The 26,335-nt window shown below is 69.3% G+C and carries 23 protein-coding genes; 11 read left to right on the forward strand and 12 right to left on the reverse strand.

What is annotated here, in order from left to right:
- Positions 1-28: 28 nt before the first annotated feature.
- The 3 genes from MQN93_RS27125 to MQN93_RS27135 all read right to left on the reverse strand — a co-directional run bounded on the left by MQN93_RS27125 (position 29) and on the right by MQN93_RS27135 (position 4,178).
- Positions 29-967: a carbohydrate ABC transporter permease gene (locus tag MQN93_RS27125; protein ID WP_242711614.1), complete on the reverse strand. Its 939-nt coding sequence runs from the start codon at positions 965-967 to the stop codon at positions 29-31.
- An 11-nt stretch (positions 968-978) separates the two neighbouring features.
- The gene (locus tag MQN93_RS27130) at positions 979-2,004 is read right to left on the reverse strand and encodes a carbohydrate ABC transporter permease (RefSeq protein WP_242711615.1); all 1,026 of its coding nucleotides are present in this window, start codon (positions 2,002-2,004) and stop codon (positions 979-981) included.
- Between the two features lie 98 nt (positions 2,005-2,102).
- Positions 2,103-4,178, reverse strand: coding sequence for a fibronectin type III domain-containing protein (locus tag MQN93_RS27135; protein ID WP_242711616.1), 2,076 nt, complete (start codon positions 4,176-4,178; stop codon positions 2,103-2,105).
- Positions 4,179-4,463: 285 nt separating this feature from the next.
- Between MQN93_RS27135 and MQN93_RS27140 the strand changes: the two genes are divergently transcribed.
- The gene (locus MQN93_RS27140; protein ID WP_242711617.1) at positions 4,464-5,618 is read left to right on the forward strand and encodes an ROK family transcriptional regulator; all 1,155 of its coding nucleotides are present in this window, start codon (positions 4,464-4,466) and stop codon (positions 5,616-5,618) included.
- A gap of 128 nt (positions 5,619-5,746) precedes the next feature.
- Here the strand turns inward: MQN93_RS27140 and MQN93_RS27145 are convergent, their stop codons facing one another.
- Positions 5,747-6,526, reverse strand: coding sequence for a polysaccharide lyase family 7 protein (locus MQN93_RS27145; RefSeq protein WP_016433002.1), 780 nt, complete (start codon positions 6,524-6,526; stop codon positions 5,747-5,749).
- A gap of 506 nt (positions 6,527-7,032) precedes the next feature.
- Between MQN93_RS27145 and MQN93_RS27150 the strand changes: the two genes are divergently transcribed.
- Positions 7,033-7,851, forward strand: a complete 819-nt coding sequence (locus MQN93_RS27150; RefSeq protein WP_242711618.1) for an SAM-dependent methyltransferase — start codon at positions 7,033-7,035, stop codon at positions 7,849-7,851.
- Between the two features lie 33 nt (positions 7,852-7,884).
- On the opposite strand, the gene MQN93_RS27155 is transcribed toward MQN93_RS27150, so the two are convergent.
- The gene (locus tag MQN93_RS27155) at positions 7,885-8,805 is read right to left on the reverse strand and encodes a helix-turn-helix domain-containing protein (protein ID WP_242711619.1); all 921 of its coding nucleotides are present in this window, start codon (positions 8,803-8,805) and stop codon (positions 7,885-7,887) included.
- Between the two features lie 103 nt (positions 8,806-8,908).
- On the reverse strand, positions 8,909-9,139 hold the full coding sequence (locus MQN93_RS27160) for a DUF397 domain-containing protein (protein WP_037781320.1): 231 nt from the start codon (positions 9,137-9,139) through the stop codon (positions 8,909-8,911).
- A gap of 142 nt (positions 9,140-9,281) precedes the next feature.
- On the opposite strand from MQN93_RS27160, the gene MQN93_RS27165 reads away from it, so the two are divergent.
- Together MQN93_RS27165 and MQN93_RS27170 are read left to right on the forward strand one after the other, a co-directional pair.
- Entirely contained in the window at positions 9,282-9,710 is a 429-nt protein-coding gene (locus MQN93_RS27165) for an ATP-binding protein (protein WP_242711620.1), read from the forward strand.
- An 82-nt stretch (positions 9,711-9,792) separates the two neighbouring features.
- On the forward strand, positions 9,793-10,236 hold the full coding sequence (locus tag MQN93_RS27170; RefSeq protein WP_308404415.1) for a hypothetical protein: 444 nt from the start codon (positions 9,793-9,795) through the stop codon (positions 10,234-10,236).
- 18 nt (positions 10,237-10,254) lie between these two features.
- On the opposite strand, the gene MQN93_RS27175 is transcribed toward MQN93_RS27170, so the two are convergent.
- The 3 genes from MQN93_RS27175 to MQN93_RS27185 form a co-directional block, all read right to left on the reverse strand.
- The gene (locus MQN93_RS27175) at positions 10,255-11,043 is read right to left on the reverse strand and encodes an SAM-dependent methyltransferase (RefSeq protein WP_016432996.1); all 789 of its coding nucleotides are present in this window, start codon (positions 11,041-11,043) and stop codon (positions 10,255-10,257) included.
- Between the two features lie 45 nt (positions 11,044-11,088).
- Positions 11,089-12,114 carry a TIGR01777 family oxidoreductase gene (locus tag MQN93_RS27180; protein ID WP_242711622.1) on the reverse strand — a complete coding sequence of 342 codons (1,026 nt, stop codon included), beginning with the start codon at positions 12,112-12,114 and terminating at the stop codon, positions 11,089-11,091.
- Between the two features lie 116 nt (positions 12,115-12,230).
- Entirely contained in the window at positions 12,231-13,214 is a 984-nt protein-coding gene (locus tag MQN93_RS27185) for a DUF8832 domain-containing protein (protein ID WP_242711623.1), read from the reverse strand.
- A 173-nt stretch (positions 13,215-13,387) separates the two neighbouring features.
- Between MQN93_RS27185 and MQN93_RS27190 the strand changes: the two genes are divergently transcribed.
- Positions 13,388-15,643, forward strand: a complete 2,256-nt coding sequence (locus tag MQN93_RS27190) for a heavy metal translocating P-type ATPase (protein ID WP_242711624.1) — start codon at positions 13,388-13,390, stop codon at positions 15,641-15,643.
- Positions 15,644-15,700: 57 nt separating this feature from the next.
- Here MQN93_RS27190 and MQN93_RS27195 read toward each other — a convergent pair whose 3' ends face one another.
- A complete protein-coding gene (locus MQN93_RS27195; RefSeq protein WP_242711625.1) occupies positions 15,701-16,336 on the reverse strand; it encodes a TetR/AcrR family transcriptional regulator in 636 nt (211 codons plus the stop codon).
- A 178-nt stretch (positions 16,337-16,514) separates the two neighbouring features.
- On the opposite strand from MQN93_RS27195, the gene MQN93_RS27200 reads away from it, so the two are divergent.
- From MQN93_RS27200 to MQN93_RS27220, 5 genes are all read left to right on the forward strand, one after another.
- Positions 16,515-17,144 (forward strand): MSMEG_1061 family FMN-dependent PPOX-type flavoprotein, encoded by a 630-nt coding sequence (locus MQN93_RS27200; protein WP_242711626.1) that lies wholly within the window; start codon positions 16,515-16,517, stop codon positions 17,142-17,144.
- Positions 17,145-17,183: 39 nt separating this feature from the next.
- Complete coding sequence (locus MQN93_RS27205) at positions 17,184-18,095, forward strand: PDR/VanB family oxidoreductase (protein WP_242711627.1); 912 nt, start codon at positions 17,184-17,186, stop codon at positions 18,093-18,095.
- Positions 18,096-18,254: 159 nt separating this feature from the next.
- Positions 18,255-19,196: an ABC transporter ATP-binding protein gene (locus MQN93_RS27210; protein WP_242711628.1), complete on the forward strand. Its 942-nt coding sequence runs from the start codon at positions 18,255-18,257 to the stop codon at positions 19,194-19,196.
- On the forward strand, positions 19,193-20,551 hold the full coding sequence (locus tag MQN93_RS27215; protein ID WP_242711629.1) for an ABC-2 transporter permease family protein: 1,359 nt from the start codon (positions 19,193-19,195) through the stop codon (positions 20,549-20,551). Before MQN93_RS27210 ends, MQN93_RS27215 begins: the two co-directional genes overlap by 4 nt.
- Positions 20,552-20,553: 2 nt before the next feature.
- Positions 20,554-23,310: an alkaline phosphatase family protein gene (locus MQN93_RS27220; RefSeq protein ID WP_242711630.1), complete on the forward strand. Its 2,757-nt coding sequence runs from the start codon at positions 20,554-20,556 to the stop codon at positions 23,308-23,310.
- Between the two features lie 21 nt (positions 23,311-23,331).
- Here the strand turns inward: MQN93_RS27220 and MQN93_RS27225 are convergent, their stop codons facing one another.
- Positions 23,332-24,564 (reverse strand): glycoside hydrolase family 88 protein, encoded by a 1,233-nt coding sequence (locus tag MQN93_RS27225; protein ID WP_242711631.1) that lies wholly within the window; start codon positions 24,562-24,564, stop codon positions 23,332-23,334.
- A gap of 194 nt (positions 24,565-24,758) precedes the next feature.
- Between MQN93_RS27225 and MQN93_RS27230 the strand changes: the two genes are divergently transcribed.
- Entirely contained in the window at positions 24,759-25,646 is an 888-nt protein-coding gene (locus MQN93_RS27230; RefSeq protein WP_242711632.1) for an SDR family NAD(P)-dependent oxidoreductase, read from the forward strand.
- Positions 25,647-25,908: 262 nt separating this feature from the next.
- Here the strand turns inward: MQN93_RS27230 and MQN93_RS27235 are convergent, their stop codons facing one another.
- Positions 25,909-26,325 (reverse strand): DUF7144 family membrane protein, encoded by a 417-nt coding sequence (locus MQN93_RS27235; protein WP_016432983.1) that lies wholly within the window; start codon positions 26,323-26,325, stop codon positions 25,909-25,911.
- Positions 26,326-26,335: the final 10 nt, after the last annotated feature.

Raw genomic sequence — 26,335 nt, forward strand, 5'->3', positions numbered from 1 at the left:
GTGCCGTCCAATCGCGGTGTACGGGCGGTCACTTGAGACCGGAGAAGCCGATGGAGTTGACGATGCGCTTCCCGAAGGCGAGGAACAGCAGCAGCATCGGCAGGGCCGCGACGAGGGCCGCGGCCATCAGGCCCGCCCAGTCGGGGGCGGCCTGCGGGGAGGACTGCTTGAAGACGCCGAGCGCGAGCGTGAGGGGCTGCACGTTCTCGCTGTTGGTGATCAGGAGCGGCCAGAAGTAGTCGTTCCACGCGTTGACGAACATCAGCAGCGACACGGTGGCGATCGGCGCGGACGACATCGGCAGGATGATCCGGAAGAAGATCCGGAAGGGACCCGCGCCGTCGATGATGGCGGCCTCCTCGACCTCGCTGCTCAGACCGAGCATGAACTGCCGCAGGAAGAACAGGGTGAAGGCCTGGAAGAGGGCGCCCGGCAGGATCAGCCCACCGAAGGTGTTGGACAGCCCGAGGTCTTTGACGAGGACGAAGTTGGGCAGCAGCGTGAAGACGCTCGGCACCATCAGCGCGGCGATGAGGATGTTGAAGACCAGATTGCGCCCGCGCCAGTGGAGCCGGGAGAAGGCGTACGCGGCGGCCGCGGAGAACAGGACGATCAGCACGGTCTGTACGGACGCGTAGACGAGCGAGTTGCGCAGATAGAGCGCGATGTCGATGGAGGCGCCCGAACCGCCCTGTGCCTGCGCGTCCGCCGTGGAGGCGATGCCGAGAACCCGCTCGAAGGCGCCCCAGGTGAAGCCCACCGGCAGCGGCGAGGACGGGTTGGTCGCCAGCTTGTAGTTGTTGGACAGCGCGGTACGCAGGATCCAGTAGAAGGGGAAGAGCGTGACCAGGACGACGACACCGAGGTAGATCCAGGCTGCGACCCTGCCGAGCGGGACACGGCGGGAGGTGTTGCCGGTGGGGTGCTTCGCGGTGGCCGCCCGGCCGGGCGCGAGGGTGACTGCCATGACGGCCTCCTTCAGTTCAGGTCGGATTCGTTGGCGCGGGCCAGCCGCAGCTGGGTGAAGGTGACCGTGATCAGCAGGGCGAACAGGGCCAGCGACAGGGTGGCGGCGTAGCCGAAGTCGAACTGCCGGAAGGCCTTGTCGTAGATGTACATCTGCAGCACGTTCGAGGCGTTGGCCGGGCCGCCCCGGGTGGTGACCTGCACGATGTCGAACACCTGGAAGGAGTTGATCACCGTGAGGACGACCACCATGACGAGGATGGGGCGCAGCAGGGGCACGGTCAGCCGCCGGAACATCTGTATCTCGCTCGCGCCGTCCACCCGGCCGGCCTCGTAGATCGTGGGCGGGATGGTCTGCAGTCCGGCGAAGATCAGCAGGGCGTAGTAGCCCATCCACTTCCACACGCTGATCGCGGCGAGGGAGGGGATCGCCCAACCGCCGCTGCCGAAGAAGAGGATGGAGTGCCCGGTCAGGTGCTTCAGGACGCTGTTGACGATGCCGAGGCTGGGGTCGAGCATCCACTGCCAGACCAGCGCGGCGATGACATTGGAGATCAGGAAGGGCAGCAGGATGACGCCGCGCAGGAGCGAGGAACGGGTCACCCGGTGCAGCACCACGGCCGTCACCAGGGAGATCAGGGTGCCGAAGAACACCGACAGGGCGACGAAGTAGACGGTGACGAGGAGGGAGTGCCAGAAGACGTCGTCGCCGAACATCTGGTGGAAGTTGGCCAGTCCCACCCACTGCGGCGGGCTGAGGACGTGGAAGTCGGTGAAGCTGAGGTAGATGCCGCGCAGGGTCGGATAGGCGAAGAAGACCGCGAACCCGGCCACGGCGGGCAGGATGAGCACAAGAGCGGCCGGCAGGTCGCGGCGGCGGGCCGCCGCGGACCTGGTCGGGGTGGAGCGGCCCGGCGTGCGGGCACTACGGGCCTTGCGGGCGTGGAGGGTTGGGCCGGAGGCGGTGGCCGTGGTGGTCACCGCGGCGGACGGCGGTGTGGTCGGCGTCGTGAACTTGCCCGGTGATGTGACCACCACGGCACCTCCTCAGGTGTCGGATCAGATGTCGGATCAGATGTCGGACGAGGTGTCGGATCTGCTGTCGGACGGGTGGAACGGTCGGACCGGGGAGGCGGTCAGAGAGTGATCCGGTCCACGTCGGAGGCGTAGTCCGAGGGGTTGCCGAAGCCGATCGTGTTCTCGCCGGCCTTCAGCGGCACGGGTACGGTGATCGACTGCGGGCTGCCCCAGTTGTTGTCGTTGCTGCCGGGCAGCGGCACCTGGAAGGACGTGTCGCCCGTGGTCACGATGATCGTGCGGCCGGAGGAGCCGTCGGTGTAGTCGAGCTTCATCAGGTACGTGCCGTCCTTGGGCGCGGTGACGTGGTTGATCGCCACGGATCCGCCGCCACCGAGGTTGCCGACCTTCTTGCCGCCCGAGCACTCGGAGCAGTCGGAGACGGACGCGTTGCCGCCGAGGGTGTTCGCCGAGGCCTCGGCCTCGTAGGAGACCGGTCCGCCCGCGGCCGGCGTGGTGACGTCGACCGCCTTGCTGGGTGCGGACGTCCGGCCCCTGGCGTCATGGGCCACGACGGTGAACGAGTAGTCCGTTCCGGCCTTGAGGCCGGCGACGGTGGCCGAGGTACCGGTGACGGTGGCCGCCTTCGAACCGTTCGCGTAGACGTCGTAACCGGTGGTCCTGGTACCGGAGTTCACCGGGAGCCAGTCGAGCGAGACGCTGGTGGCCGTCGACTTGGTGCCGTGGACCGCGAGCGGGACGCCGGGGTGCTTGCCGGTGTCGCGCGGGGTGATCCGCAGCAGGCGGGAGCCGTGCGGCGGCAGGTTGTCGGTGAACTGGCCACGGACCGAGCCGAAATTCTTGTGGCTCCACAGGTCGCGGACCGCGGCCTTGCCGCTGATGCCGAGGTCGCCGAAGTCGGCCGTCACATCGGAGTAGCCCTTGTCGAGGTTGAAGAGGGCCACGGTGTAACTGCCGTCCGTGTTACGGGCGTACCAGACCTGCTGGGGTGTCTTCTGGCTGACCGGCCTGGCCGGGTTGCCCGCCTGGTCGACGGCGATGACCTCGTCGTTGGTGAGCAGCTTGAGGCCGTAGGGGTCGAGCTTGGTGAGGTCGTCACCGATGTACAGCGGTGCGGACTCGATGGCCCACAGCGTCATGTAGCTCTGCCGCTCGACGTTGTTGATGCCGTCCATCACGCCGGAGCCGACGTCGAGGGAGTCGAGGTTGTTCCAGTGCCCGGGTCCGGCGTCGTCGATCCACGGCACGACGTCGTTCCAGCGCCCCTTCACGGAGTTGTTCCAGGTCACCAGCGTGTCGCAGTAGCACTCGACGTCGGTGTCGACCCGCCAGCCGTTGGAGTTGGCCTTCCAGACGTCGGCCTGGTTGTGGCTGAGCGACCAGGACAGGACGAACTGGATGGGCCGGCCGGTCTTCTGCAGCGCGGTGTGCCAGGCCTTGATGTCGGGGACGTTGTTGTGCGCCTCGTCGCCCTGGTTGGAACCGGGGCCGACGCCGTCGATCTTGAGGAAGTCCACGCCCCAGGAGGCGAGTTCGTCGGCGACGGACTGGATGTACTTGGTGGTGCAGGGGCTGGCGAAGTTCAGCTGGTAGGAGACGTTGTCCCAGCCGCTGGTCTTGCGCAGGTCCGGGTAGACGATGTCCTTGGTGGTGCAGCCGGGGGCGTCGTATATCGGCGTCTTGCCGTCGTTGTAGTAGTCCTGGTAGAGGCCCACGGCGAGGTAGAGGCCGAACTTCAGGCCCTTGCGGTGCAGTTGGTCGGCGACGTACTTCATGCCGTGCGGGAACTTCTTGAGGTCCGCGGCCGGCCGGGCGTAGGCGTCGCCGACGTTCTTGCCGTTGTCGACGTTCCAGCCGGCGTCCACGTTCACGTAGTCGTAGCCGTGGGACTTCAGCTTGGAGGCCAGGATGTCGGCCTGCTTGAGGACGTTGGTCTCGGTGACCCAGTTCTCCCCGCCGTAGCCGGGAAAGTTGGTCGATTCGAGGCTCCAGGTGCTGTAGCCCATGTACGGCTTGGCCGCCACCATGGGCGCGGTCGTGTTCCCGGACGCCTTGGCGCCGGGGGCGTCGGCCGGGGCGTCGGCCCGCGCGGCGGCGGGCACGGCGAGCGCCACCGCGAGTGCGGTGACACAGGTCAGCGTTCTCAGACGTGAGGGTCGAGCTGGACGAGCCATGTGTGTACTCCGTCAGGGCGCGACTGCAGGCAACGGGCACGTGGGTGGGGGGCCACGCTCCTCGCGGCGCCGGACCGTCCCGTCCGCACCGACGAGGAGTGCGGCGAATGTAGGTGGGATTTCCTTCCAGCGTCAACATACTCGGAGCAGGGAGATATCCGATGTCTAGAGAGTCGAGCGCTGGGTTTCCGTCAGAAAACGGCACGTGACCTGCAGTTTCCGGCCAAGACATAGGGTGAATCGGGCGCTTGTCTTAGTTTCCAAAGGAAAGGTAAGGTCGTCCCCATGACCCTCGCCGATCAGCCCCCCGCGGCCGCTCTGGTCTTCCAGACCCTGCTCCAGCACGGCCCGCTGAGCCGCGCCGAGATCGGTCGGCGCACCGGGCTGACGCCGGGAGCGGTCACCAAGGTGGCCACCCCGCTGATGGCCGACGGGTGGATCACCGAGGTGGGCCGTCCCGCCACGGAGGGGGCCAGCGGACGTCCCGCGACCCTCATCGCCGTCCGCGCGGAACGCGCCCTGTTCGCCGGCGTGAAGGTCACCGGCGAGGAACTCATCGGCGTACTGGCCGACTTGACCGCCCGTCCGCTGGCCACCGGCCGCGTCCTGCTCGACTCACGGGACGTGGGCACCGTGGTCCTGGCGATCGCCGGGCTGGTGGACGAGCTGCGCACGGCAGGCGGGATGGCGCAGTCCGATGCCCTCCACGGCATCGGCGTCACGATCTCGGGCGACGTGGACAGCCGGCTGGGCACCGTCCAGTACTCACCGTTCCTCGACTGGCGCCGTGTGCCGCTCGCCCAGCTCGTCGAGTCCGCCGCCGGGGCGCCGACGGTCATCGAGAACGACGTACGGGCGCTGACCGTGGCCGAGCAGTGGTTCGGGGCGGGTGCGGGCCTGTCGACCTTCGCGCTGGTCACCGTCGGCGCAGGCATCGGCGCGGGACTCTCCATCGGCGGTCGTGTGGTCTCCGGTGCGCACGGAGTGGCGGGCGAGGTCGGACATCTCCCGGTGAGCGGTGTCGAACGCGTCTGCACCTGCGGCAACACCGGCTGTGTGGAGGCGGTCGCGTCCACCCACGCGATCACCGAGCAGGCCCGGCAGGCCACCGGCAACGCCCGGTTGACCATGGACGAGGCGGTGCGTCTCGCACACGCCGGCGATCCCGCGGTCCGGGCGGTCTTCGCCGGCGCAGGACGTGCCGTGGGCCTGGCGTTGGCCTGCGTCGCCAACCTCATCGGCCCGGAGCGGATCATCATCTCCGGTGAGGGCGTGGCTTCTTACGACCTGTTCGCCGACCACATCAGGCAGAGCTTCGTCGACCACGCGTTCGGCGCTGCCGTGGACTGCGATCTCGTCGTACGCCCGCTGCCGTTCGAGGAGTGGGCGCGAGGTGGGGCCGCGGTGGCGGCGCAACGCGTCTTCGCACCCGCCAAGTAGGCCTCGGCCAAGGGCCATTGCGCCTACGAGGTCGCGGCACCCACGAGGTCACGGCACCCACGACCGGTGTCCCGCAGCCCACCGGGAGGTGCCGGGCTGCGGGACACCGGGATCGTCGGGGACCGCGGTCAGCTGCTGTGGGAGACGTTCAGCCCGTAGAACGCGACCCGTGCGCCGTTCGTGGTGCTGTCGGAGGACGACTGGTTGTAGGAACCGGCCTTGAAGTACTGCTTGTAGGAGAAGAACGACGACGGGATCGAGTAGTGCGTGGTGCTGCCGTTGACCGTCAGGTCGATGGTGTCGCCGCCGGAGACCGCGATGGTGTACGTCCACGTCTTGCCGACGGAGACATGGCCGACGGTGTGCAGCGTCTGGCCGCCGGAGGGGGAGTTCTCGGTGCCGAGGACGATGTCGCCGCTCGAACGGTAGTAGAGCTCCACCAGCGGCTTGGTGGAGGAGCCGCCGGTGCCGAGGTGGATCTGGCCGACGCACACGTTCTTCGTGACCGACACGACCCGCAGGGTGGCGCTCAGCTTGTGGCTGCCGCTCAGTGACCAGTTGGCCGCGCTGCCGCTGCGGTTCATCTCCCGCAGCTCGGAGCGGGCGTAGTTGGAGTTGGGCGTGGTGACGCCCTTCTCCGGGGCCCAGAACGTCATCGCGCCGTCGCGCTTGTCGGTGTAGAAGTACGAGTCCTGGTAGCCGTTCGCCCCCTGCAGGCGCGAGGAGGGGATCGTGGTGGGGGAGCCGGGAGAGCCGACGGGCTCCTGAAGCTGCCATATCGACAGGTCGAAGTTGCCGCCGGGCGCCTTGCCGGGATCGGCGGCGGTGGCGTTCCCGGTGCTCATGACCGCCAGTACACCGACGACGGCCGTGACGCCGACACCGGCCATGACTTTCGAACGTTTCATGGCGTGCCCTGCTTTCTCGATGGTGGGGGTGAGCACGTGCCCGAAGCGCTAGGTTCACAAGTCTGAACAGAGTGCTTGTCTGTGAACCTGGTGGGTGTGGGAGAACTTAAAGGTCTGAACCACCTCCGTCAAGAGGTTGTGAGAACTGTCCAACAAACACGGGTGAGTTGAGTGGCATCCGGACCGGAGTCAGGTCCGTCCTGACTCCCTAGCCTGTTTTTCAGTGTCCATGTGTTCACTGAATGGTGGGTCTCATGAGGGAACCTGAGCAGGAATCCGGAAGGGCTCGTCGAGTCGCGCGCAGGGCGGGCAAGAAGGCGGGGAAGGTGGCGCTGGCGGCCGCGTTGGGCGCGCTCGTCCAATGGGTGGTCACATCGCTGCTCGGCCGCCTGAGTTGATCAGTTGATCGGGGTTGCCAGAGGAGTGGCTCCACCCAGTGCTTTTTCCCTAGGATGTGTTGCTTGGCGAACCGGTCCGCTCGATGCGGTGTTGAACTGGGGGAGACGATGGAGTCCGGGAAGCGGCTGTCCACGAAGATCGATGCCACGGTTCCGACAGCCGCGCGCATGTACGACCACTACCTGGGCGGCAAGGACAACTACGCCGTGGACCGGGCCGCCTGCGAGGAACTGGACAAGGTGGTGCCCAGCACCCGCGCGCTGGCCCTGAACAACCGGCGCTTCCTCCAGCGAGTGGTTCGGACGCTGGCGCAGGAATACGGCATCAGGCAGTTCCTCGACCACGGGTCCGGCCTGCCCACCCAGAACAACGTGCACCAGGTGGCGCAGCAGATCGACCCGGACTCGCGCGTGGTCTACGTCGACAACGACCCGATGGTCCTGGTGCACGGCCGGGCCCTGCTGGACCAGAACGATCGCACCGCCGTCATCCAGGCGGACATGCGCGAGACCGACGAGATCTTCTCCCACCCCGACACCAAGCGTCTGATCGACTTCTCGGAGCCGGTGGCCGTGTTGTTCAACTCGGTCTTCCACTGCATTCCGGACAGCGAGACCGACGGGCCCCCCGCGGTCGTGGAACGGGTCCGCGAACGGCTCGCGCCCGGCAGTTGTCTGCTGATGTGTCAGCTGGTGAGCGAGGACCAGGAGGTACGGGACTTCGTGACCGGCTTCATGGACCGGGCGACGCAGGGGCACTGGGGCCGGGTGCGTCAGGAGAAGGACGTCGCGGCGCTGTTCGACGGACTGGAGATCCTGGAGCCGGGCCTGGTGGAGGTGTCCACCTGGCGCCCGGACAACGAGGTGGCGCCGCGTCAGCTCACCCAGGAGTGGATCGAGTTCGGCGGCGTGGGCCGCATGCCGTAGCGGCTCGGCCGCGTCGTACCGGGACGGGCCGGGTCACGCGCCCCCGTACCGCTGCGCGATCGTCTCCTTCAGGCGAGTCAACGACTCGCGCGGGCTGAGGGCGTCGTCGGCCAGTTGGTCCAGCGTGACCCGGTACTGCTCCGTCTCGTCGCGGTCCTCCAGGAACGTCGCGCTCCTGATGTGCTCCAGGTAGACGATGTCCGGCAGATCCAGCCCACCGAAGCGCAGATAGGTGACGGGGATGGCCGGTGCGGAGGCGTTGGTGACGTCCAGCGGGACGATCTGCAGGGACACGTGGGGCAGTTGGGCCATGGTGACCAGATGGTCCAGTTGCTCACGCATCACCTCGCGGCTGCCCAGGACACGCAACAGCACCGACTCGTCGATGATCGCCCACAGTTGCGGGGCGTCCGGGCGCTGCAGCAACTCCCCGCGCCTGGTGCGCAGTTCGACGCGTCGGCTCACCTCGCGGGCCGGTGCCGAGGGCAGCCCGCGCTCCACCACGGCACGGGCGTAGGCGGGAGTCTGCAGCAGTCCGGGCACGTACTGGATCTCGAACGTACGGATGGAGTTGGCCGCTTCCTGCAGTCCGACCAGCCGGTCGAACCACTCCGGCATCAGGCGTTTGTCGAACCGCTGCCACCAACCGGGCTCCCCGGCACGCCGCAGCAGTTGCAGCAGGACCGACGCCTCGTATTCCTCGGTCTTGTAGTGGTCGAGGAGTGTGCGGACATCGCCCTCGGTCGGCGGCCTGCGCCCCTTGCCCGCCTCGATGCGTGACAGCTTCGCCGGGCTGAACCCCACGGCGCGGGCGGCCTGTTCCTGGGCGAGCCCCGCGTCCTCGCGGATGCCCGCGAGCTGCACCCCGACCAGCATCTTCAGCAAAGTCGGCGCCGGTTCCGTGCGTTGCAGATACGGTTCCAGACGGGAGACGCGCGGCGACTCGGAGGACATCCTGACTCCCGGTGGGCAGGGGGCAACAGGCCGCATTATCGCATCCGGACGGGTGCCGCCGCATGCTCAGGCCAAAGCAAGCGGTCCGATGGGCCCGCGCGCCTCACAACAGGTCGTCGAACTCGCCCTCCTTCGCACCGATCAGGAACGCGGCCAGCTCCGTCGACGTGTAGATGAGCGCGGGACCGTGCGGGTCACGGGAGTTGCGCAGCGCGACTCCTCCCTCGGCCAGCGCCGCGACCTCGACGCAGTTGCCCTCGGCGTTGCTGTGCCGGCTCTTGGTCCAGCGGACGCCCAGCGAACTCGCTCGTACCCCATTCGGAACTGATGGCACTGCAGTCTCCTTGCACATGACTGGCTCGAACTGCGCGCGCAATTTCTCATGAAATTGCACGAGCGTGCGGTCGACGTGGATAATAGCCAAGGCGCCGAGCCCTCCGTCGGCGCCTTGTCCTGACGTCACTTCAGGAGTTGTCGTGTCCGTCCTCGCGCACCCCACAGCCGCTCTGCGTCTGTCAGGCGACCGCGCAGGCTGCGCCCAGGCGCGCGAGTTCACCGAACGAGTGCTGAAGGACTGGGAGTTGGCGAGCTGCCGCGACGACGCGGTCACCGTCGTGTCCGAACTGGCCGCCAACGCCGTGCTGCACGCGGGGCGCCCTGACGAGGGCGAAGGCTCCGGGTCCGGGGTGTGGCTCAAGCTCACCCGTCGTCGGGCTCACCTGGTGTGCGCCGTCACCGACCAGGGCGACACCTTCCCCGGCACCGCGCACGCCGCGGGCCCGCTGGAGGAGCGCGGCCGCGGTCTGTTCATCGTCGAGGCCCTGTCCCAGCACTGGGGCTGGACGCGGTACGCCCCCAAGGGCAAGACCGTCTGGGCCATGCTGCCCACCGGGGCCGGTGCCTGAGATGACACCACGACCCCGACCCACGGCGGCACGTCCCGTGAGGCCCAAGAAGCCGGCCACCACTCTCCGGGATGTCGGCCTCGTGTCCTGGCACGACATCGCGGACGCCTCGGGATCAGCCGCTGCGATTCCCTATCTGCTCGCGGCCATCGCCTCGGGCGACGAGGCCGCCGCTTTGGACGCCCTCGACCGGCTGCGGCACCGCATCTGCCAGTACGGCTTCGTCGTCGGCCAGGCGACCGCGGTCACGGTGCCCTTCCTGTGGGATCTCGCCCAGCGCCCCGAGACGACCTGCCGGGTGCAGATCCTGCAGCTCCTGCGGAACATCGCCGACGCCCGCCAGTGGGAGATCACGGCCGCCGCCTACCCCAAACTCCGCCGCCATCACGGCGACTACGTCGAATGGGAATCGGCGGCCCGCCATGCCGTACGCGCCCAACGCGGCGTCCTGCCACGGCTGCTGGCCGAGCGCGACCGCGAACTCGTCCACGCGACCAGGGAACTCGCCACCACCCTGGCCGGGTGAGCCCTGCGCGGGGCGGGTTCAGACGACCCGGGCCACTCCCGCGTAGATGCCGCTGTCCTCGGGCTCGGGCAGCCGGCCGGGAGGCCCCCACTCCGGTGCCGTCACCAGGCCGGGCGGTACGAGGTCCAGGCCGTCGAAGAAGCGCTCGACCTGCGGACGCGTGCGGAAGCCCAGTTCGATACCGCCCTTCGCGTACTCCGCGGTGACCTGCTCGACGAGCTCCTCGAACCGGTCGGAGGCGGCGTGCGACAGCACCAGGTAACTGCCCTTCGGCAGTGTGTTGACCAGGCCGCGGACGATGTCATGGGCTCCCTGGGCGTCGGTGATGAAGTGCATCAGCGCGATCAGCGACAGCGCGATGGGGCGGTCGAAGTCCAGGATGTGGCGGGCATGTTCGACTATCGCGTCCGGCTGCCGTACGTCGGCCTGGATGTAGTCGGTGGCACCCTCGGGGCTGCTGACGAGCAGTGCCTCGGCGTGGCGCAGCACGATCGGGTCGTTGTCGGCGTAGACGACCTTCGCCGTCGGCACGACGCGCTGCACGATCTGATGGAGATTGGGCGCCGTGGGAATTCCCGTGCCGATGTCCAGGAACTGGTCGATGCCCTGTCCGGCGAGCCAGGCAGCCGCCCGGTGCATGAACTCCCGGTTCTGCCGCGCCGCGTCCCTGGCCTCGGGCGGCAGTTGTGCTCCCACTGCCTCGTCGACCGGGTAGTTGTCCTTACCACCGAGCAGCCAGTCGTAGACCCGCGCGGGATGCGCCTTGCTGGTGTCGATCTGGGGGGACGGCTGTGAGCCGGTCGTCATGAGAACTCCATCGCGCCGGTGAAGCAGACTGGGCCGAGTACTCGATCATCGTACTCGCGTCGTGATGTTGCCTGAAGAGGACGTGATGTTGCCCGAGGCGGAAGGGAGTTGGAACCGGCGTCGCGCGCGAGCGGCTGCCCGGGACCTTCGTACGAGGTCGGTGGCGGCCCCGTCCCAGTCGGGTCGGGTGAAGGTGAACCCGGCCGCGTGAAGACGGCCCGGAACCACCCGCCGGCTCTTGAGCAGCAGCTCCGTGTCCGAGCGCATCGCGAACGCCCCCAGCTTGGTCATCCACCGTGTCGCGGGCAGTCCGAACGGAACGCCCGCGGCCGAGCGCAGGGTCCGCATGAACCGCCGGTGGGGGAGAGGGCCGGGCGAGGCGAGGTTCACCGGTCCTTCGAGGTCGTCGCGCGCGATCAGGAACTCCACCGCGCGTACGAAGTCCTCGTCATGGATCCAGGAGACGTACTGCGCACCACCGGCGACCGGCCCGCCCAGCCCCAGCCGGGTCATCCGCAGCAGCACGTCGAAGACCCCACCCCGGTCCGGGCTCATGACCATCGCCGAGCGCAGGGCCACCTTGCGAGTCGCCGGCGTCGGAGCCTCGGTCTGCGCGCGCTCCCAGTTCCTCGCGATCTCGACGCTGTACGCCCAGTAGTCCGGCACCCCGGTCTCCGAGCCGCCGATCACGCCCGTCGCCTCGTCGTGCGCCGCGTCGAAGCGATGGGCGTAGATCGTGGCGGTGCTCATCTGCAGCCAGACCCGCGGAGGCCGCGTGGCGGCGGCGATCGCCCTGCCGACGATCCGCGCCGAGTCGACCCGGGAATCCATCATGGCCCGGAGGTTCTCGGCGGTGTAGCGGCACGAGACGCTCCGCCCGGCCAGGTTGATCACGGCGTCGGCTCCGTCGAGGGCCCCGGTCCAGTCGCCGAGCGTCGCCCCGTCCCAGGGGATCTGACGCTCCCGCTCCGGATGCCTGGTGAGCACCACCACCTCGTGCCCGGCCGCCGTCAGCGCACGGTCCAGGAGGGTGCCCACCTGCCCGGTTCCCCCGGGCAGCACTACCTTCATCGAGTCCCCCTCGTCTCTGGTGGGCCCAGCCTAACCGCGGAATTGAACGCGTTCAATAATGGCTGCGTCCCGGCGTGGAAGGGTCTGAGGTCGGGGTCGTTCCCCTGCGGCCTCCGTCAGTGCGTGTGCTCGGACGACTCGGGGGTCTCGGTGTGCGTTGATGAGGCGTCCGGCTGCTGCACCGCGCCGTCGGTGCTGGTGCCGGTGGTGGTGACGGTGAAGGCGGCTGTGTGGACCTTGCCGGCGTGCTTGAAGTCCAGGAACAGCCGGTAGGAGCCGGTGCTGGGCGCAGTGGCGGAGAAGGAGATCCGCGGTCCCGGTCGCGTCGCTCCGTCGCCGGGCTCGCCGTTGGGGTGCACGTGCAGATAAGCCAGGTCGCCGGAGCGCAGCGCCACGAGATGGCCGTACGCCCCGAGATAGGGCTGCAGGTCACGGACCGGCCTGCCGTTCCTGGTCACCGTGAAGGTCAGCTCGCTGCCCCGCGCGGGTTCCGGACGGCCCTTGAGGCTGACCTCGTATCCGTCGGCCTCGACCGTGGTGACGGGTGCGGGCAGGGGTGCGGGACGATAAGTGCCCGACGCGGTCAGGTCGGCGCCCAGGGTGAGGCCCTCACCGCCGCGCGGCGTGAAGTCGGCGAAGACCCGGTAGGCGCCGGCCTCGGGCAGGGTCACGGGCGTGGACCAGGTGCCGTCGGCGGCACGCGTCGGGTGCAGGTGGCGGTACTGCGTCAGGTCGCGCGAGGCGATGATCAGGTGCAGCTCCTTGGTGTGCTCCCGCTGGTAGGTGGTGAGCGGACGGCCGGTGGCGTCCTTCACGACCGTGAACCGCAGGTTCGTGCTCCTGCCCGTCTCGACGGACGGAGTCTTCAGCGCGAGGGTGTAGCCCCCTTCGGACATCTGGAGTCCGCCGGGCGGTGCCGCCGCCGCGCCGCCTCCTCCGTCGTGGCCGCCGTGCGATCCGGTCTCGTGCCCGCCGTGCGCCGCAGCCGCCGGCTTGGGCTCGGGCGAGACCTCGCCGACGCCGCTGCCGACGCCGTAGGCCGTGCCGAACGTGGCGGCGAGTGCCGCGGCGAAGACGGTGATCCGCAGTCCGGTGTTCATGGTCATTCCTCGTCTCTCGACTGCCGATGGGCGCCTGAATGCACCTCACGGTACCCCCAGGGGGTATCAAGTCAAGAGGTGTTCGCCCTTGTTCTGAATACGGGTGGGGGGTATACATGGAAGCGTTGGACGGGATACCCCCTGGGGGTACTCCTTGGATACGAGGAGCAGACATGATCACCACCGCACCCGGTGCCTCCGAGGTCGAACTCGTCATCGGCGGGATGACCTGCGCCTCCTGCGCCGCCCGCATCGAGAAGAAGCTCAACCGCATGGACGGCGTCGAGGCCACCGTCAATTACGCCACCGAGAAGGCCAAGGTCGCCTTCCGTGACGGAATCGCCGTCGCCGACCTGATCGCCACCGTCGAGGCCACCGGCTACACCGCGCAGGAGCCCGCGCCGCCCGCACCCGAGAGCGACGTCGAGGAGACGCCCGAGCCCGAGGAACTGCGGTTGCTGCGACAGCGGTTGACCACTGCGGTGGTGCTCGCGGTGCCGGTGATCCTCATGGCGATGGTGCCGGCCCTGCAGTTCGACTACTGGCAGTGGTTGTCCCTGACGCTGGCGGCACCCGTGGTGACCTACGCCGCCTGGCCCTTCCACCGGGCCGCCTGGACCAACGCCCGGCACGGCGCCGCCACCATGGACACGCTGATATCGGTCGGTACGTCGGCCGCGTTCCTGTGGTCCGTGTGGGCACTGTTCCGCGGAACGGCCGGGATGCCCGGCATGAAGCACCCCTTCGAGCTGACCATCGCCCGCAGCGACGGATCCGGGAACATCTACCTGGAGGCCGCCGCCGGAGTGACCGCCTTCATCCTGGCGGGCCGGTACTTCGAGGCGCGCGCCAAGCGCAAGGCGGGCGCGGCGCTCAAGGCCCTGCTGGAACTCGGAGCCAAAGAGGTCACCCTCCTTCGCGGTGGTCGTGAACAGCTCGTCCCCATAGCGGAGTTGAAGGTCGGCGACCGCTTCCTCGTCCGTCCCGGCGAGAAGATCGCCACCGATGGCACGGTCGTCGACGGATCCTCCGCCGTGGACGCCTCGATGCTCACCGGTGAGTCCGTCCCGGTCGAGGTCTCCGTTGGAGACCCGGTCACCGGCGCCACACTGAACGCAGGCGGACGGCTGATCGTCGAGGCGAGCCGGGTCGGCGCCGACACCCAACTCGCCCGTATGGCGCGGATGGTGGAGGACGCCCAGAACGGCAAGGCCGCCGCCCAGCGGCTCGCCGACCGGATCTCCGGGGTCTTCGTGCCCGTCGTGCTGGCGCTGGCCGTCGCCACCCTGGGCTTCTGGCTGGGCAACGGCGCCGAACTGACCGCCGCCTTCACCGCAGCCGTCGCCGTCCTGATCATCGCGTGCCCGTGCGCCCTCGGACTCGCCACCCCCACCGCACTGATGGTCGGCACCGGACGCGGTGCCCAGCTCGGCATCCTCATCAAGGGCCCCGAGGTGCTGGAGAGCACCCGCAAGGCCGACACCGTCGTCCTGGACAAGACCGGCACCGTGACCACCGGCCGGATGACCCTGCTGGCCGTGCACACGACCGAGGCCACGGACGAGACGGATGTCCTGCGCCTGGCCGGCGCCCTGGAGCACTCCTCCGAGCACCCTGTCGCCCAGGCCGTCGCGGCCGCGGCCGCCGACCGGATCGGCGCCCTGCCCGCTCCGGAGGACTTCGCCAACGTCCCCGGTCTCGGTGTCCAGGGAGTCGTCGACGGACACGCCGTTCTCGTCGGCCGCGAGCAACTCCTCACGGAGTGGGCCATGGTGCTGCCGTCCGACCTCCAACTCGCCAAGAACGCCGCCGAGTCCGCCGGTCGTACGGCGATCGTGGTCGCCTGGGACGGCGAGGCGCGCGCGGTCCTCGAAGTGGCCGACGCGGTGAAGGAGACCAGCCCGGAGGCCGTCCGCCGGCTGCGGGCGCTGGGTCTGACCCCCGTCCTGCTGACCGGTGACAACCGTGCCGCCGCCGAGGCCGTGGCCGCCGAGGTCGGCATCGAGCCCGAGCAGGTGATCGCCGAGGTGCTGCCGCAGGACAAGGTGGACGTCGTCAAGCGGCTGCAGGGCGAGGGCCGTTCGGTCGCCATGGTCGGCGACGGCGTCAACGACGCCGCGGCGCTGGCCCAGGCCGACCTGGGACTGGCGATGGGGACGGGCACGGACGCGGCGATCGAGGCGGGCGATCTGACCCTCGTACGAGGCGACCTCCGTGTCGCCGCCGACGCGATCCGGCTCGCCCGCAGGACGCTGGGCACGATCCGGTCCAACCTCTTCTGGGCCTTCGCCTACAACGTAGCGGCGCTCCCGCTCGCCGCGGCAGGCCTGCTCAACCCGATGATCGCGGGAGCGGCCATGGCCTTCTCCTCGGTCTTCGTCGTGGGAAACAGCCTGCGGCTGCGGGGCTTTCGCACCGCGGACCGGTGAGCACACGGCCCCTCACGCCCGGGCTCACTCCTCCGGCTTCACTCCTCCCGCCCGGGCTCACTCCTTGCTCCCGGGCGGGGCCGTCAGATAGCTGGTGAGCATGGCCACCAGCTCGTTCTCCAGGCGTCGTACGTCGACGGGGTCGGGCTCGGCGATGAGCTGGTGGACGACGAGCTCGACCGTGGCCACGACGAGCCGGGCGGCGAGGTAGGTGTCCGCGACGCGGACTTCGGGATGGCCGTCGAGCAACTCCTGTGCGTAGGCGATGTGTTCGCGCTCGTACTGCGCGATCCGCTGGAACAGCTCGGGGGAGCGGGGCGTCTGCTCGAACATGACGCGGAGCAGGTGCGGGTCCTCCCGATGGTTCTCGATCACGACCCGCACCTGTCTGCGGATGATGTCCTCGATGGAGTCGGGCGGCCCGCTCTCACGCTGCTGCCTGGTGCTCGCCATCCCGGTGTCGAGGTGCCGCGTCAGCAGCTCCAGCAGGATCGCGTCCTTGTTCGGGTAGTACTGGTACAGCGAGCCGATCGACACCCGTGCGCGTTCCGCGATGCGGTTGGTGGTCCCGGCGGCATAGCCGTGCTCGGCGAAAACGTGAGCAGCGGCCGTCAGGATGCGCTGCCGAGTGAGCTCGGCGCGGACCTGGCGTGGCTGTTTACGTGGCTGAAGTCCCCGACGACCGGACGACATGGCACCCCCTGGGCAGCGCCTCGAATGCGAGTAGCGTAAGACCTGAATTATTGCTCACAATAGGCCCATGAGCTGCGGCGGAGCGGTGAGCGCCCGCCGACGGCAGCAGGGCGGGGCCCTCGCGCGCGGGCGTTCCCGATCGCCCGGCGCGCCCCACCCGTATCCGGAAGGAGCCTTCGTGACGCACACCCCCGCACGCCCTCGGCCGGTGTCGATGGACGAGGTACGCGCCCGCCTCGGCGAGCCCGACGCCATGGTCAAGGGCAAGATCATGGATCGCATCGATGACGAGTTCCGCCGTTTCATCGCGCACTCGCCGTTCCTGACCATGGCCACCGCGGACGCGGCAGGCCGCGCCGACTGCTCGCCCCGCGGCGACTACCCGGGGTTCGTGAAGGTCCTCGACGACCACACGCTCGCCCTCCCCGACCGCCCCGGCAACCGGATCGCCGATTCCTTCCGCAACCTCGCCGAGAACGACGGCATCGGCCTGCTCTTCCTCGTCCCCGGCCTGCGGGAGACGCTGCGGGTCAACGGCCGGGCGTATGTCACCGACGAACCCGACGTCCTCGCCCGGATGCAGACCGAGGCCAGAACACCGGAGCTGGCCATCGTCGTCGAGGTGGAGGAGGCTTACGGCCACTGCGGCCGGGCCGTCCTGCGGTCGCGGCTGTGGGATCCCGCGAGCCAGGCCCTCGCCGACGAACTCCCCTCCGCGGGGGAGATGTTCGCCGCCCAGCTCGGACTCGACATCGCTCCCGAGATCCTCGACCACGCCCTCGAAGAGGGCTACCGGCAGCTCTACTGACCACCCCGCGAACCGACCACGCCCCAAGGTGAATCACCGATGCAGCAGACCACCGTCGTCGACCGGATCGAACCGGCCGCCGAGGACGTCGTCTCCGTCACCCTGCGCGCAGCCACCGAACCGCTGGCGCCCTGGGAGCCGGGGGCACACATCGACCTGAGACTGCCCAACTGGCTGACGCGTCAGTACTCCCTGTGCGGAGACCCGGCCGACCGGGAGCACTACCGCATCGCGGTGCGCCACGACGCCCTCAGCCGCGGGGGATCGGAGTACATCCACCGCTTCCTGCGCGAGGGACGTTCGCTCGACGTGTCCCTGCCGCGCAACCACTTCCCGCTGCTGCCCGCCCCGGAGTACCTCTTCCTGGCCGGCGGGATCGGCATCACCCCGCTCCTTCCGATGCTGCGAGCGGCGGTCGCATCCGGCGTCCCGGCCTCGCTCGTGTACGTGGGCCCGTCGCGCGGGACCATGCCGTTCCTGGACGAACTGCGCGCCCGTCACGGCGACCGAGTGCGCGTCGTCGCCACACGACACGACGGCAGACCGGACCTCGCCGCCCTCGCCTCCGCACTGGGCCCCGGTGCCCTGGTCTACTGCTGCGGCCCGGCGCCGATGCTCGCCGCCGCCGAGGAGGCCTTCCCCGCCGAACAGCTGCATGCCGAGCGGTTTCGCCCGCAGGTCCGGACGTTCGCCGCCAACACGCCGTTCACAGCGGTGTGTTCACGGTCCGGCAGAACCGTCGAGGTCCCCGCCGGCGAATCCCTGCTCGACGCTCTCAACCACGCCGGACTGCCCGTGCCGTCCGGCTGCCGCGAAGGCGTCTGCGGGAGCTGCGAACTCACCGTCCTGGACGGCGAGCCGGAGCACCGGGACGACATCGGCGCCCCCGAGGGCCGTATGTACGCGTGCGTCTCCCGCGCCCTGTCGGCGCGGCTCGTCCTGGACCTGTGAGCGGTGCCCGGATTTTCCTGAATCTCGTTCAATGTCGGCGATTGGTCCACCCGACTTGCCCACTGCTTGACGATCCGTTCCCTGAGCGTTCAACAAGTCGCCTGTGTGCGCGTTGTGTGTCGCCCCTAACGTCCCTGCGGACCTGGAAAGAGGGGGCTCATGGGCACACTCCACGCAGTCCGGGCTCGCGGTATCACCAAGAGCTTCGGGGACGTCGTCGCGCTCGACGGCATAGATCTGGATGTGACGCAAGGTCAGATCCATGGACTGGTCGGACCGAACGGCGCGGGCAAGACGACCCTGCTCGGTCTTCTGCTGGGTCTCGCCGTCGCCGACAGCGGCGACCTGGAGATCCTGGGCGCACCGGTCGGACGGGCACTCGCCGCTCCCGACGGCGTCACCGGCTTCGTGGACGGACCCGGCCTCTATCCCTCGCTCACCGCCCGGCAGAACCTCGCCGCACTGGCCGCACTGCGCGGCGAGGACGGGCAGACGACGGACATCGACGACGTGCTCGCCGAGGTCGGGCTCACCGATGTCGCCGACGACAGGACGCGAGGCTTCTCGCTCGGCATGCGCCAACGGCTCGGGCTCGCCGCCGCCCTGCTCACCGGGCCGCGGCTGCTCGTCCTCGACGAACCCGCCAACGGGCTCGACCCGGCGGGCAAGAAGCATGTGCACGACGTCCTCAACCGGCTCGCCGAACAGGGCACCGCCGTGGTGCTCTCCAGCCACCGTATGGACGACCTCGAAGCCCTCTGCTCCGAGGTCACCATCCTCGCCACCGGACGGGTCGTCTTCTCCGGTCCGCTCGGCAAACTCGCCACGGAGAACCGCGAACTCGACTACAGGCTGAGCACCTCCGACCCCGATGCCGCCCGCCGCGTGGCCACGGACACGGCCGGGATCCAGGTCATCGACGACGCCCGGACCCGCACCGACGGCGACGTGCTCGTCGTGCGCGCGCTGGTACCCGCCCTCGACGAACTGGTGGTCCAACTCGTCCACGCGGGCGTCGCGCTGCGGGAGCTCACGCCCGTCGTGTCACCGCTCGAGGCCGCGTTCCTCGCCCTCACCGAACAGCAGGAGGCGGGCAGATGACCGCGACCGCAGTCCACGACCGTACCGCCGTCGCACGACCGGTCTCGGTGCCGCGCGGCTACCGCTTCGAGCTGGTCAAGGTCGTCTCGCAGTGGCGGATCCGGCTGCTGGTCCTCGCCTGCTGGATCGCACCCGCGCTCTTCGTCGTCGGCGTGAGTCAGCAGAGCACCCTGCCCAGCGACACTCTGTTCGGCCGCTGGATGCTCGCCACGGGCTGGGCCGCCCCGCTGGTGATGCTCGGTTTCGCGGGCACCTGGGCGCTGCCCCTGCTGACCTCGCTGGTCGCCGGCGACGTGTTCGCCTCCGAGGACCGGCTCGGCACCTGGCGCCATCTGCTCGTGGCGGTCCGCTCGCCGCGCCGGATCTTCGTGGCGAAGGCGCTGGCCAGCCTGACCGTCATCCTGCTGCTCGTCGCCGGACTGGCCTGCTCCAGCACGGTCGGTGGACTCGTGACGGTCGGCAACCAGCCGCTGGTCGGTCTCGACGGCCATCTGCTGGCCCCCTCGGACGCCGCCTGGAACGTGCTGCTCGCCTGGCTCTGCGTCCTCGCCCCGACGCTGGCCCTCGCCGCGATCGGACTGCTCGGGTCGGTGGCGCTGGGCCGGTCCCCGATGGGACTGCTCCTGCCGGCCCTGGTCGCGCTCGCGATGCAGCTGGCGCAGATGCTCCCGCTGCCCGTCGCCGTACGCCTCGCCCTGCCCGGGTACGCGTTCATCTCCTGGAACGGCCTGTTCACCACCCCTGCGCAGACGGGCCCCCTGCTGATCGGTATCGCCGTCAGCCTGGTGTGGGCGGTGCTCGCGACCGTTCTCGCCCATCTCCTTTTCCTGCGGCGGGACTTCACCAATCTCACCTACGACGGCTCCGGACGCCGCGCGATCACCGCCGGAGCGCTGCCGCTGGCCGGACTGCTCGCCGTCACGATCGCGGTCGTCACCGTGGCGACCCCCTCGACGGGTTCGGGCATCCGGCAGGACGAGGTGCAGCGGTCGGTCGCCACGGCGTTCGCGCATCTCTACCGCCTGCAGACCGAGCAACTGCACCGCCCGGCCGTCACCGAGGCGCAGTTGAGGGCAACGGCCGCGTGCAACAAGGGCGCGGGCCGGCTCGCCGCCGAGGGGCCGGGCAACGACTGGCGGTGCGTCGTGTCGTGGCATCTGCCCGGCGTCCAGACCACGGGACAGGCCATCTACCAGCTCGACTTCACCGCCGACGGGCGGTTCGTCGCCGACGGCGACGGGCCGAAGGAAGTGAACGGCTACTTCCTCGTGCGCACCCCGGTCGGGGACGCACCGAACCCGCTGTGGCAGTTCGACGGCAACGTCGACCTGCTCGACACCACCCCGAAGGGATGATCATGCAGGTAACACGGCAGCGTCGCACCAGCGAGAAGGGGCACGTCGACCTCTTCGGCAGACGCATCGGCCGACGGACCTTGCTGGTGACGACGGGTATCGCCGTCGCCCTCGGCGTCACGGGCACCGCGGTCGCCTCGACCTACCAGTTCGGCACCCAGCAGGTCGCCCAGACCACCGCCAACGGCCAGGTCATCTCCAGCGACCAGTACATCGACCCGTACGGCAGCCGCACCGTCATCAACGACGGCAAGATCATGTCCTCGGCGGTCAGCCCGGACGGCACGCATCTGGCGGCCTCGGTGACCGACGGCGACGCCTCGCTCGTCGTCATGGACCTGGGGACCGGGCAGGTGAAGCAGAAGGTCGGCACCAACGCGGCGGACGACCTGCGGATCAAGACCGCCGCCGTCGGCCAGGAAGGCCCGACCTACTCGCCCGACGGCACCCAGCTGTGGCTCGGACAGGCGGACGGCTACACCAAGTTCACCGTCGGCGCGGACGGCACCCTCTCCGACCCGGTCACCGTAGCGATCCCGGCCGACGGCACCAAGCACGCACTCGTGGGCGCGGCCGTGTTCTCCGCCGACGGCTCCACCGTCTACTCCGCCGTCAACGGCCAGAACCGGGTCGTCGCCATCGACGCGGCCACCGGAACCGTCAAGCAGAGCTGGGCCGTTGGGAACGCCCCGCGTGGTGTCGCCCTGGTGGGCGGCAAGCTCTACGTCAGCAACGAGGGCGGACGTCCGGCCAGGCCCGGCGACACCACCATCAACTCCTACGGCACCGAGGTGGTCGCCGACCCGGACAGCGGCGCCAGCACCACCGGCACGGTCAGCGTCATCGACGTCGCGGACCCCTCCGCCGCCGTCCGCAGCATCGACGTCGGACTGCACCCGACCGCGGTGTACGCGAAGAAGGGCGCGGTGTTCGTCACCAACACCGCCGACAACAGCGTGTCGGTCATCGACAGCCGCAAGGACCGGGTCGTCCAGACCATCGCCACCCAGCCGTGGCCCGAGGCCAAGGTCGGCTACGAACCCGACGCGGTGACGCTCACCGACGACGGCCGTCTGCTGGTGACGCTGGGCCGCGCGAACGCGGTCGCCGTCTACCGGTACAAGTCCCCCCAGGAGCCCGCGAGTTACATAGGTCTGCTCCCGACGGACTACTTCCCCGCCGAGATCACGACCGTGGGCCGGAAGGTGGTCGTCTCCAACACCCGCGGCATCGACGCCCGCCGCCCCTCCACCAGCGGCGCCCACGGCACCCACGACACGACGTCGAGCCTGACGCAGTTCACGCTGCCGGACGAACGCGTCATCAGGTCCCAGACGGCCAAGGTCTTCAAGCAGAACGGCTGGACGCCCGGCTCGGTCACGACGTCCAAGGGCAAGAGCCACGCCAGACCCGTGCCCGTCCCGGTGCGTCTCGGCGACCCCTCGACGATCAAGCACGTCTTCCTGCTCGTCAAGGAGAACCGGACCTACGACCAGGTCTTCGGCGACATGCCGCAGGGCAACGGCGACTCGGCGTACACGCAGTTCGGCGAGAACGTGACGCCCAACCAGCACGCGCTGGCCCAGCAGTTCGGGCTCTACGACAACTTCTACGACATCGGCACGAACTCCGCCGAGGGCCACAACTGGCTGATGCAGTCCGACAACCCGGAGTACACCGAGTCGTCAGCCGGTGAGTACACCCGCAGTTACGACACCGAGAACGACGTCCTCGGCCACCAGAAGAGCGGCTTCATCTGGTCCGGCGCGCAGGCGGCCGGCAAGTCCGTGAAGGACTACGGCGAGTTCCAGTCGGTCGAGAGCAAGCCGGCCGGCGCCACTTGGCAGAACCTGTACTGCGACGCCAGGACCATGGACGCGACCGGGGCGAAGACGGCGTACCCGATCCAGACCGGTTCGGCGATCCCCTCGCTCAACAAGGTGTCGGTGCCCGGCTTCCCGCTGTTCGACCTCGACGTCCCGGACGTGTACAAGTACCAGATCTGGAAGCAGGACTTCGAGAAGAACGGCCCGGCGAACCTCAACATGTTCTGGTTCTCCAACGACCACACCGGCGGTCCACCGAGCCCGGCCGCCGAGGTCGCGGACAACGACCTCGCGGTCGGCAGGATGGTCGACGAGATCTCGCACAGCAAGTACTGGAAGGACTCGGCGATCTTCGTCGTCGAGGACGACTCGCAGGCCGGCCTCGACCACGTCGACGGCCACCGCGCCCCGGTCCAGGTCATCAGCCCCTGGGCGCAGCACGGCACGGTCGACAGCCACTACTACACGCAGATCACGATGATCCGCACCATCGAGCAGATCCTCGGGATCCACCCGATGAACCAGAAGGACAGCGCGGCCACCCCCATGTACGGCGCCTTCAGCCGCAAGGCGGACAACACCCCGTTCACGGCGCAGCCCAACCGGACCTCGCTGACCGACGGTCTGAGCACCCTGCCGCCCTGCGGCGCGGACACCCCGGCACCGCAGGACGCCAAGGCGTCGCCCGCGCCGACCACGGCGAAGGTGCCGGCGGACAAGCAGAAGCTGGCGGCCCAGTGGAAGACCTGGGAGTCGCACCAGCGGCTGACCGGCCCGCACGCCGTGCCCGACTACGCGAACCCCGTCCAGATGAACCGTCTCACCTGGTACGAGACACACAACTGGACCAAGCCGTACCCCGGTGACAGCAGGATCTACGCGCCGAACGACGTACCCGGCGCCTATCTGCCGTCGCCGGAGTCGGACGGCTGACCTGCGCGTCAGGCGCGCAGGTCAGACAGTGGAGAGGTCGATCGCCCGGTCGACGTCCTGCGGCTGGAGCACCCGCAGGATGCCCTCCAGCAGGTAGTAGTCGGCGTACGGGAGGGAGATCTCGACGCCGTCCTCGGCCGGGCGGTTGCGGGTGCCGCGCGCGACGACCGCATCCGCCCGGGCCGAGTTCCTCGTCAGGCAGGTCTGCGCCAGCGCGGTCAGCATGCGCAGCGCCACGTCGCGGTAGGACTGCCGCCCGGTGGCCGCGGCCAGATCGAGAAGCCCGCAGGCCGTGATCGCGCCGGCCGACGCGTCCTTGATGTCGTACGGCTGCTGCGGCGCGAAGTAGTCCCACACCGGCACGTGGTCCGCGGTCAGCGCGCCCACCGCGAAGTCCGCGAGTCTGCGCGCGGTGGCCAGGAACTCGGTGTCGCCGGTGCGCCGGTACATCGTCGTGAACCCGTAGACCCCCCATGCCTGTCCGCGTGACCAGCACGAGGTGGGGCTGTACCCCTGCACGGTGTTCGGGCCGATGGGGGCGCCGCTGTCCGGATCGAAGTCGTAGACGTGCGGGGTGGATCCGTCCGGCCGCGGGAACACCTTCTGCGCGGTCTTCGCGTGCTCGACCGCGATGTCCAGGTACTTGGCGTCGCCGGTCTGCTTGCTCGCGAACGCCAGCAGGTCCAGGTTCATGATGGTGTCCATGATGACCCGGCCCGCGTTCGCCGGATCGTTCAGCGCGCCCCACGCCCGGATGAAGTGGCCGCGCGGGTTGTAGCGCTTGATCAGGGAGTCGGCCGCCCTGACCGCGCCGGTGCGCCACGCTTCGTCGCCGGTCAGCCGCCAGGCGGTGACCCACGACGGGTAGAAGAGGAACCCGAGGTCGTGGGTGCTGGTGTCGGACTGCCGGGGGGCCAGCTTCTGCGCAGACTCCAGGGCCCAGGTGCGGAAGGCGTCGTCCTTGCTGCGCAGCCACGCCATCCACAGCGTTCCCGGCCAGAACCCGCCGACCCAGTCGCCGTTCTGCGAATACGTCCACTTCTCGAATTTCGTCCCGACGGGGAAGGCGGTCACCCCCGGCGCAACGCTGCGCACCTTCTCGACGGCGTAGTCGGCCGCGGCATCGAGCGCACGCAGGCTCGCCGCCGGTGCCTTCGCGTGCGCCTGCGTGTCGGCCACGGCCGGTGCCGCGGCCCCCCATCCCGCAGCGGCACCGGCCGCCGTGGTCAGTACCGCACGCCGGGAAACAGTCATGCCTGTCCCTCCAACTGGTCAAGAAATGAGAGAAGTTGGCCGAGCGTTGCACATGTGACGCAGGGCTGTACAGGCACGTGACAGATGTTCATGTCCATGAACGAACACACTCGACCAGTCCATGACGAATACGCATACTGCTTGTTCCAAACTCTCGTTGGACGCATGCATGTCGCGTTCCTAGCGTGGAAGCCATGACCGCTTCACGTATCGCCCTCGTCACCGGCGCCAACCAGGGCCTCGGACGCGCACTCGTGGAAGGACTCGCCGCCCGGATGCAGCCGGACGATCTGGTCCTGCTCACCGGCCGCAACCCGCAGCGGGTGTCCGAGGCCGCCCACGAGGTGGCGCAGCTGCCCGGGAGCCGCGCCCGTGTCGAGGGCCGGGTCCTGGACGTCACCGACTCCGGCGCCATCGGCCGCCTCGCCGACGAACTGCGCATGCGTCACGGCGGGTTGGACGTCGTGATCTCCAACGCGGTGGCCCGTGTGCTGCCCGACGAGTCGCAGTCCGCCCGCGCCGACGAGTTCATCGACGTCTCCAACACCGCCACCCACGCGATCCTGCGCAGCTTCGGACCGGTTCTGCGGCCCGGTGGCCGGCTGCTCGTCGTGGCCAGCAGCCTGGGCACCCTCGGCCACCTCGATCCGCGGCTGCACCATCTGTTCGACGGTGCCGACCTGGACCAGGTGGAGGACGCCGTCGAGTCCTGGCGCACCGCCGTCCACAACAAGACCGCCCAGGAGGCCGGTTGGCCCCGCTGGCTCAACGTGCCCTCCAAGGTGGCCCAGGTCGCCGCCGTCCGCGCGCTCGCCGCCGAACGCCGCGAGCGCGACCTCGCCGACGACGTTCTGATCGCCTCGGTGTGCCCCGGCATGGTCGACACCGCCACCTCACGGCCCTGGTTCAGCGACTACAGCCACGCCCAGTCGCCCACCGACGCCGCCCGCGCCGTACTCGACCTGATCTTCACCGAACCCGTCGACCCCGCCCTCTACGGCGAGTTGATCCGCTTCGGCAAGCCCCTGCCCTGGCACGACGGCACACCCCCGATCGAACAGGACCGCCTCCTCACCCCCTGAACCGCCGCAGCCTCGGCCGAGTCATCCACTCGGCCGAGGCGCAGTCACCCGCCGCGCCGCCGCGGCGGCAGCCAGCGACCGCGGCGCGCAGCGCCTGCTCCAGAGCCGCAGCGCCTACCGCCCCCGTCCTCACGCAAGCGGACACCGAATACGCGTACGTGGGCACCCGCGAGGGCATCCTCGCCGTCGACCTGTCGGCCTAGGTCGGCCCAGGCCGGTACGTGACCCCTCCTCAGATGCTGCGTCCCGGGCGTTCGAACCGCTAGAAGGACTCGTCGCGCCGGACCACGCACAGGGCCCAGATGATGAGCGCGGAGAACGCGATCATCACGACGGACCACACCGGGTACTCCGGCAGCGAGAGGAAGTTGGCGATGATGATCAGCCCGCCGATCGCCACTCCGGCGACGCGCGCCCAGGTGGCCGCCTGGAAGAGGCCGAAGCTGATGAACACGGCGACCACGCCGAGCACGAGATGGATCCAGCCCCAACTGGTCAGGTCGAATTCGAAGACGTAGTCGGGCGTCGTGACGAACACATCGTCCTCGGCGATCGCCATGATGCCGCGGAAGATGGCGAGCAGCCCGGCGACCGTCAGCATGACGGCGCCGAAGGTCATCAGGCCGGCGGCCCACGACTGCTTCGCGGGACTCGTCTGTGTGGTGTGTGTGGCGGTCATCCTGGATACC

It is taken from the genome of Streptomyces spinosisporus (genome assembly GCF_022698145.1).
Taxonomy (GTDB): Bacteria; Actinomycetota; Actinomycetes; order Streptomycetales; family Streptomycetaceae; genus Streptomyces; species Streptomyces spinosisporus.

Excerpts from the sequence above, each read along its gene's own strand:
- MQN93_RS27125 (WP_242711614.1), bottom strand. The coding sequence starts at position 967 with ATGGCAGTCACCCTCGCGCCCGGCCGGGCGGCCACCGCGAAGCACCCC.
- MQN93_RS27135 (WP_242711616.1), bottom strand. The coding sequence starts at position 4,178 with ATGGCTCGTCCAGCTCGACCCTCACGTCTGAGAACGCTGACCTGTGTC.
- MQN93_RS27140 (WP_242711617.1), top strand. The coding sequence starts at position 4,464 with ATGACCCTCGCCGATCAGCCCCCCGCGGCCGCTCTGGTCTTCCAGACC.
- MQN93_RS27145 (WP_016433002.1), bottom strand. The coding sequence starts at position 6,526 with ATGAAACGTTCGAAAGTCATGGCCGGTGTCGGCGTCACGGCCGTCGTC.
- MQN93_RS27150 (WP_242711618.1), top strand. The coding sequence starts at position 7,033 with ATGGAGTCCGGGAAGCGGCTGTCCACGAAGATCGATGCCACGGTTCCG.
- MQN93_RS27155 (WP_242711619.1), bottom strand. The coding sequence starts at position 8,805 with ATGTCCTCCGAGTCGCCGCGCGTCTCCCGTCTGGAACCGTATCTGCAA.
- MQN93_RS27175 (WP_016432996.1), bottom strand. The coding sequence starts at position 11,043 with ATGACGACCGGCTCACAGCCGTCCCCCCAGATCGACACCAGCAAGGCG.
- MQN93_RS27180 (WP_242711622.1), bottom strand. The coding sequence starts at position 12,114 with ATGAAGGTAGTGCTGCCCGGGGGAACCGGGCAGGTGGGCACCCTCCTG.
- MQN93_RS27185 (WP_242711623.1), bottom strand. The coding sequence starts at position 13,214 with ATGAACACCGGACTGCGGATCACCGTCTTCGCCGCGGCACTCGCCGCC.
- MQN93_RS27190 (WP_242711624.1), top strand. The coding sequence starts at position 13,388 with ATGATCACCACCGCACCCGGTGCCTCCGAGGTCGAACTCGTCATCGGC.
- MQN93_RS27195 (WP_242711625.1), bottom strand. The coding sequence starts at position 16,336 with ATGTCGTCCGGTCGTCGGGGACTTCAGCCACGTAAACAGCCACGCCAG.
- MQN93_RS27205 (WP_242711627.1), top strand. The coding sequence starts at position 17,184 with ATGCAGCAGACCACCGTCGTCGACCGGATCGAACCGGCCGCCGAGGAC.
- MQN93_RS27210 (WP_242711628.1), top strand. The coding sequence starts at position 18,255 with ATGGGCACACTCCACGCAGTCCGGGCTCGCGGTATCACCAAGAGCTTC.
- MQN93_RS27215 (WP_242711629.1), top strand. The coding sequence starts at position 19,193 with ATGACCGCGACCGCAGTCCACGACCGTACCGCCGTCGCACGACCGGTC.
- MQN93_RS27220 (WP_242711630.1), top strand. The coding sequence starts at position 20,554 with ATGCAGGTAACACGGCAGCGTCGCACCAGCGAGAAGGGGCACGTCGAC.
- MQN93_RS27225 (WP_242711631.1), bottom strand. The coding sequence starts at position 24,564 with ATGACTGTTTCCCGGCGTGCGGTACTGACCACGGCGGCCGGTGCCGCT.
- MQN93_RS27230 (WP_242711632.1), top strand. The coding sequence starts at position 24,759 with ATGACCGCTTCACGTATCGCCCTCGTCACCGGCGCCAACCAGGGCCTC.
- MQN93_RS27235 (WP_016432983.1), bottom strand. The coding sequence starts at position 26,325 with ATGACCGCCACACACACCACACAGACGAGTCCCGCGAAGCAGTCGTGG.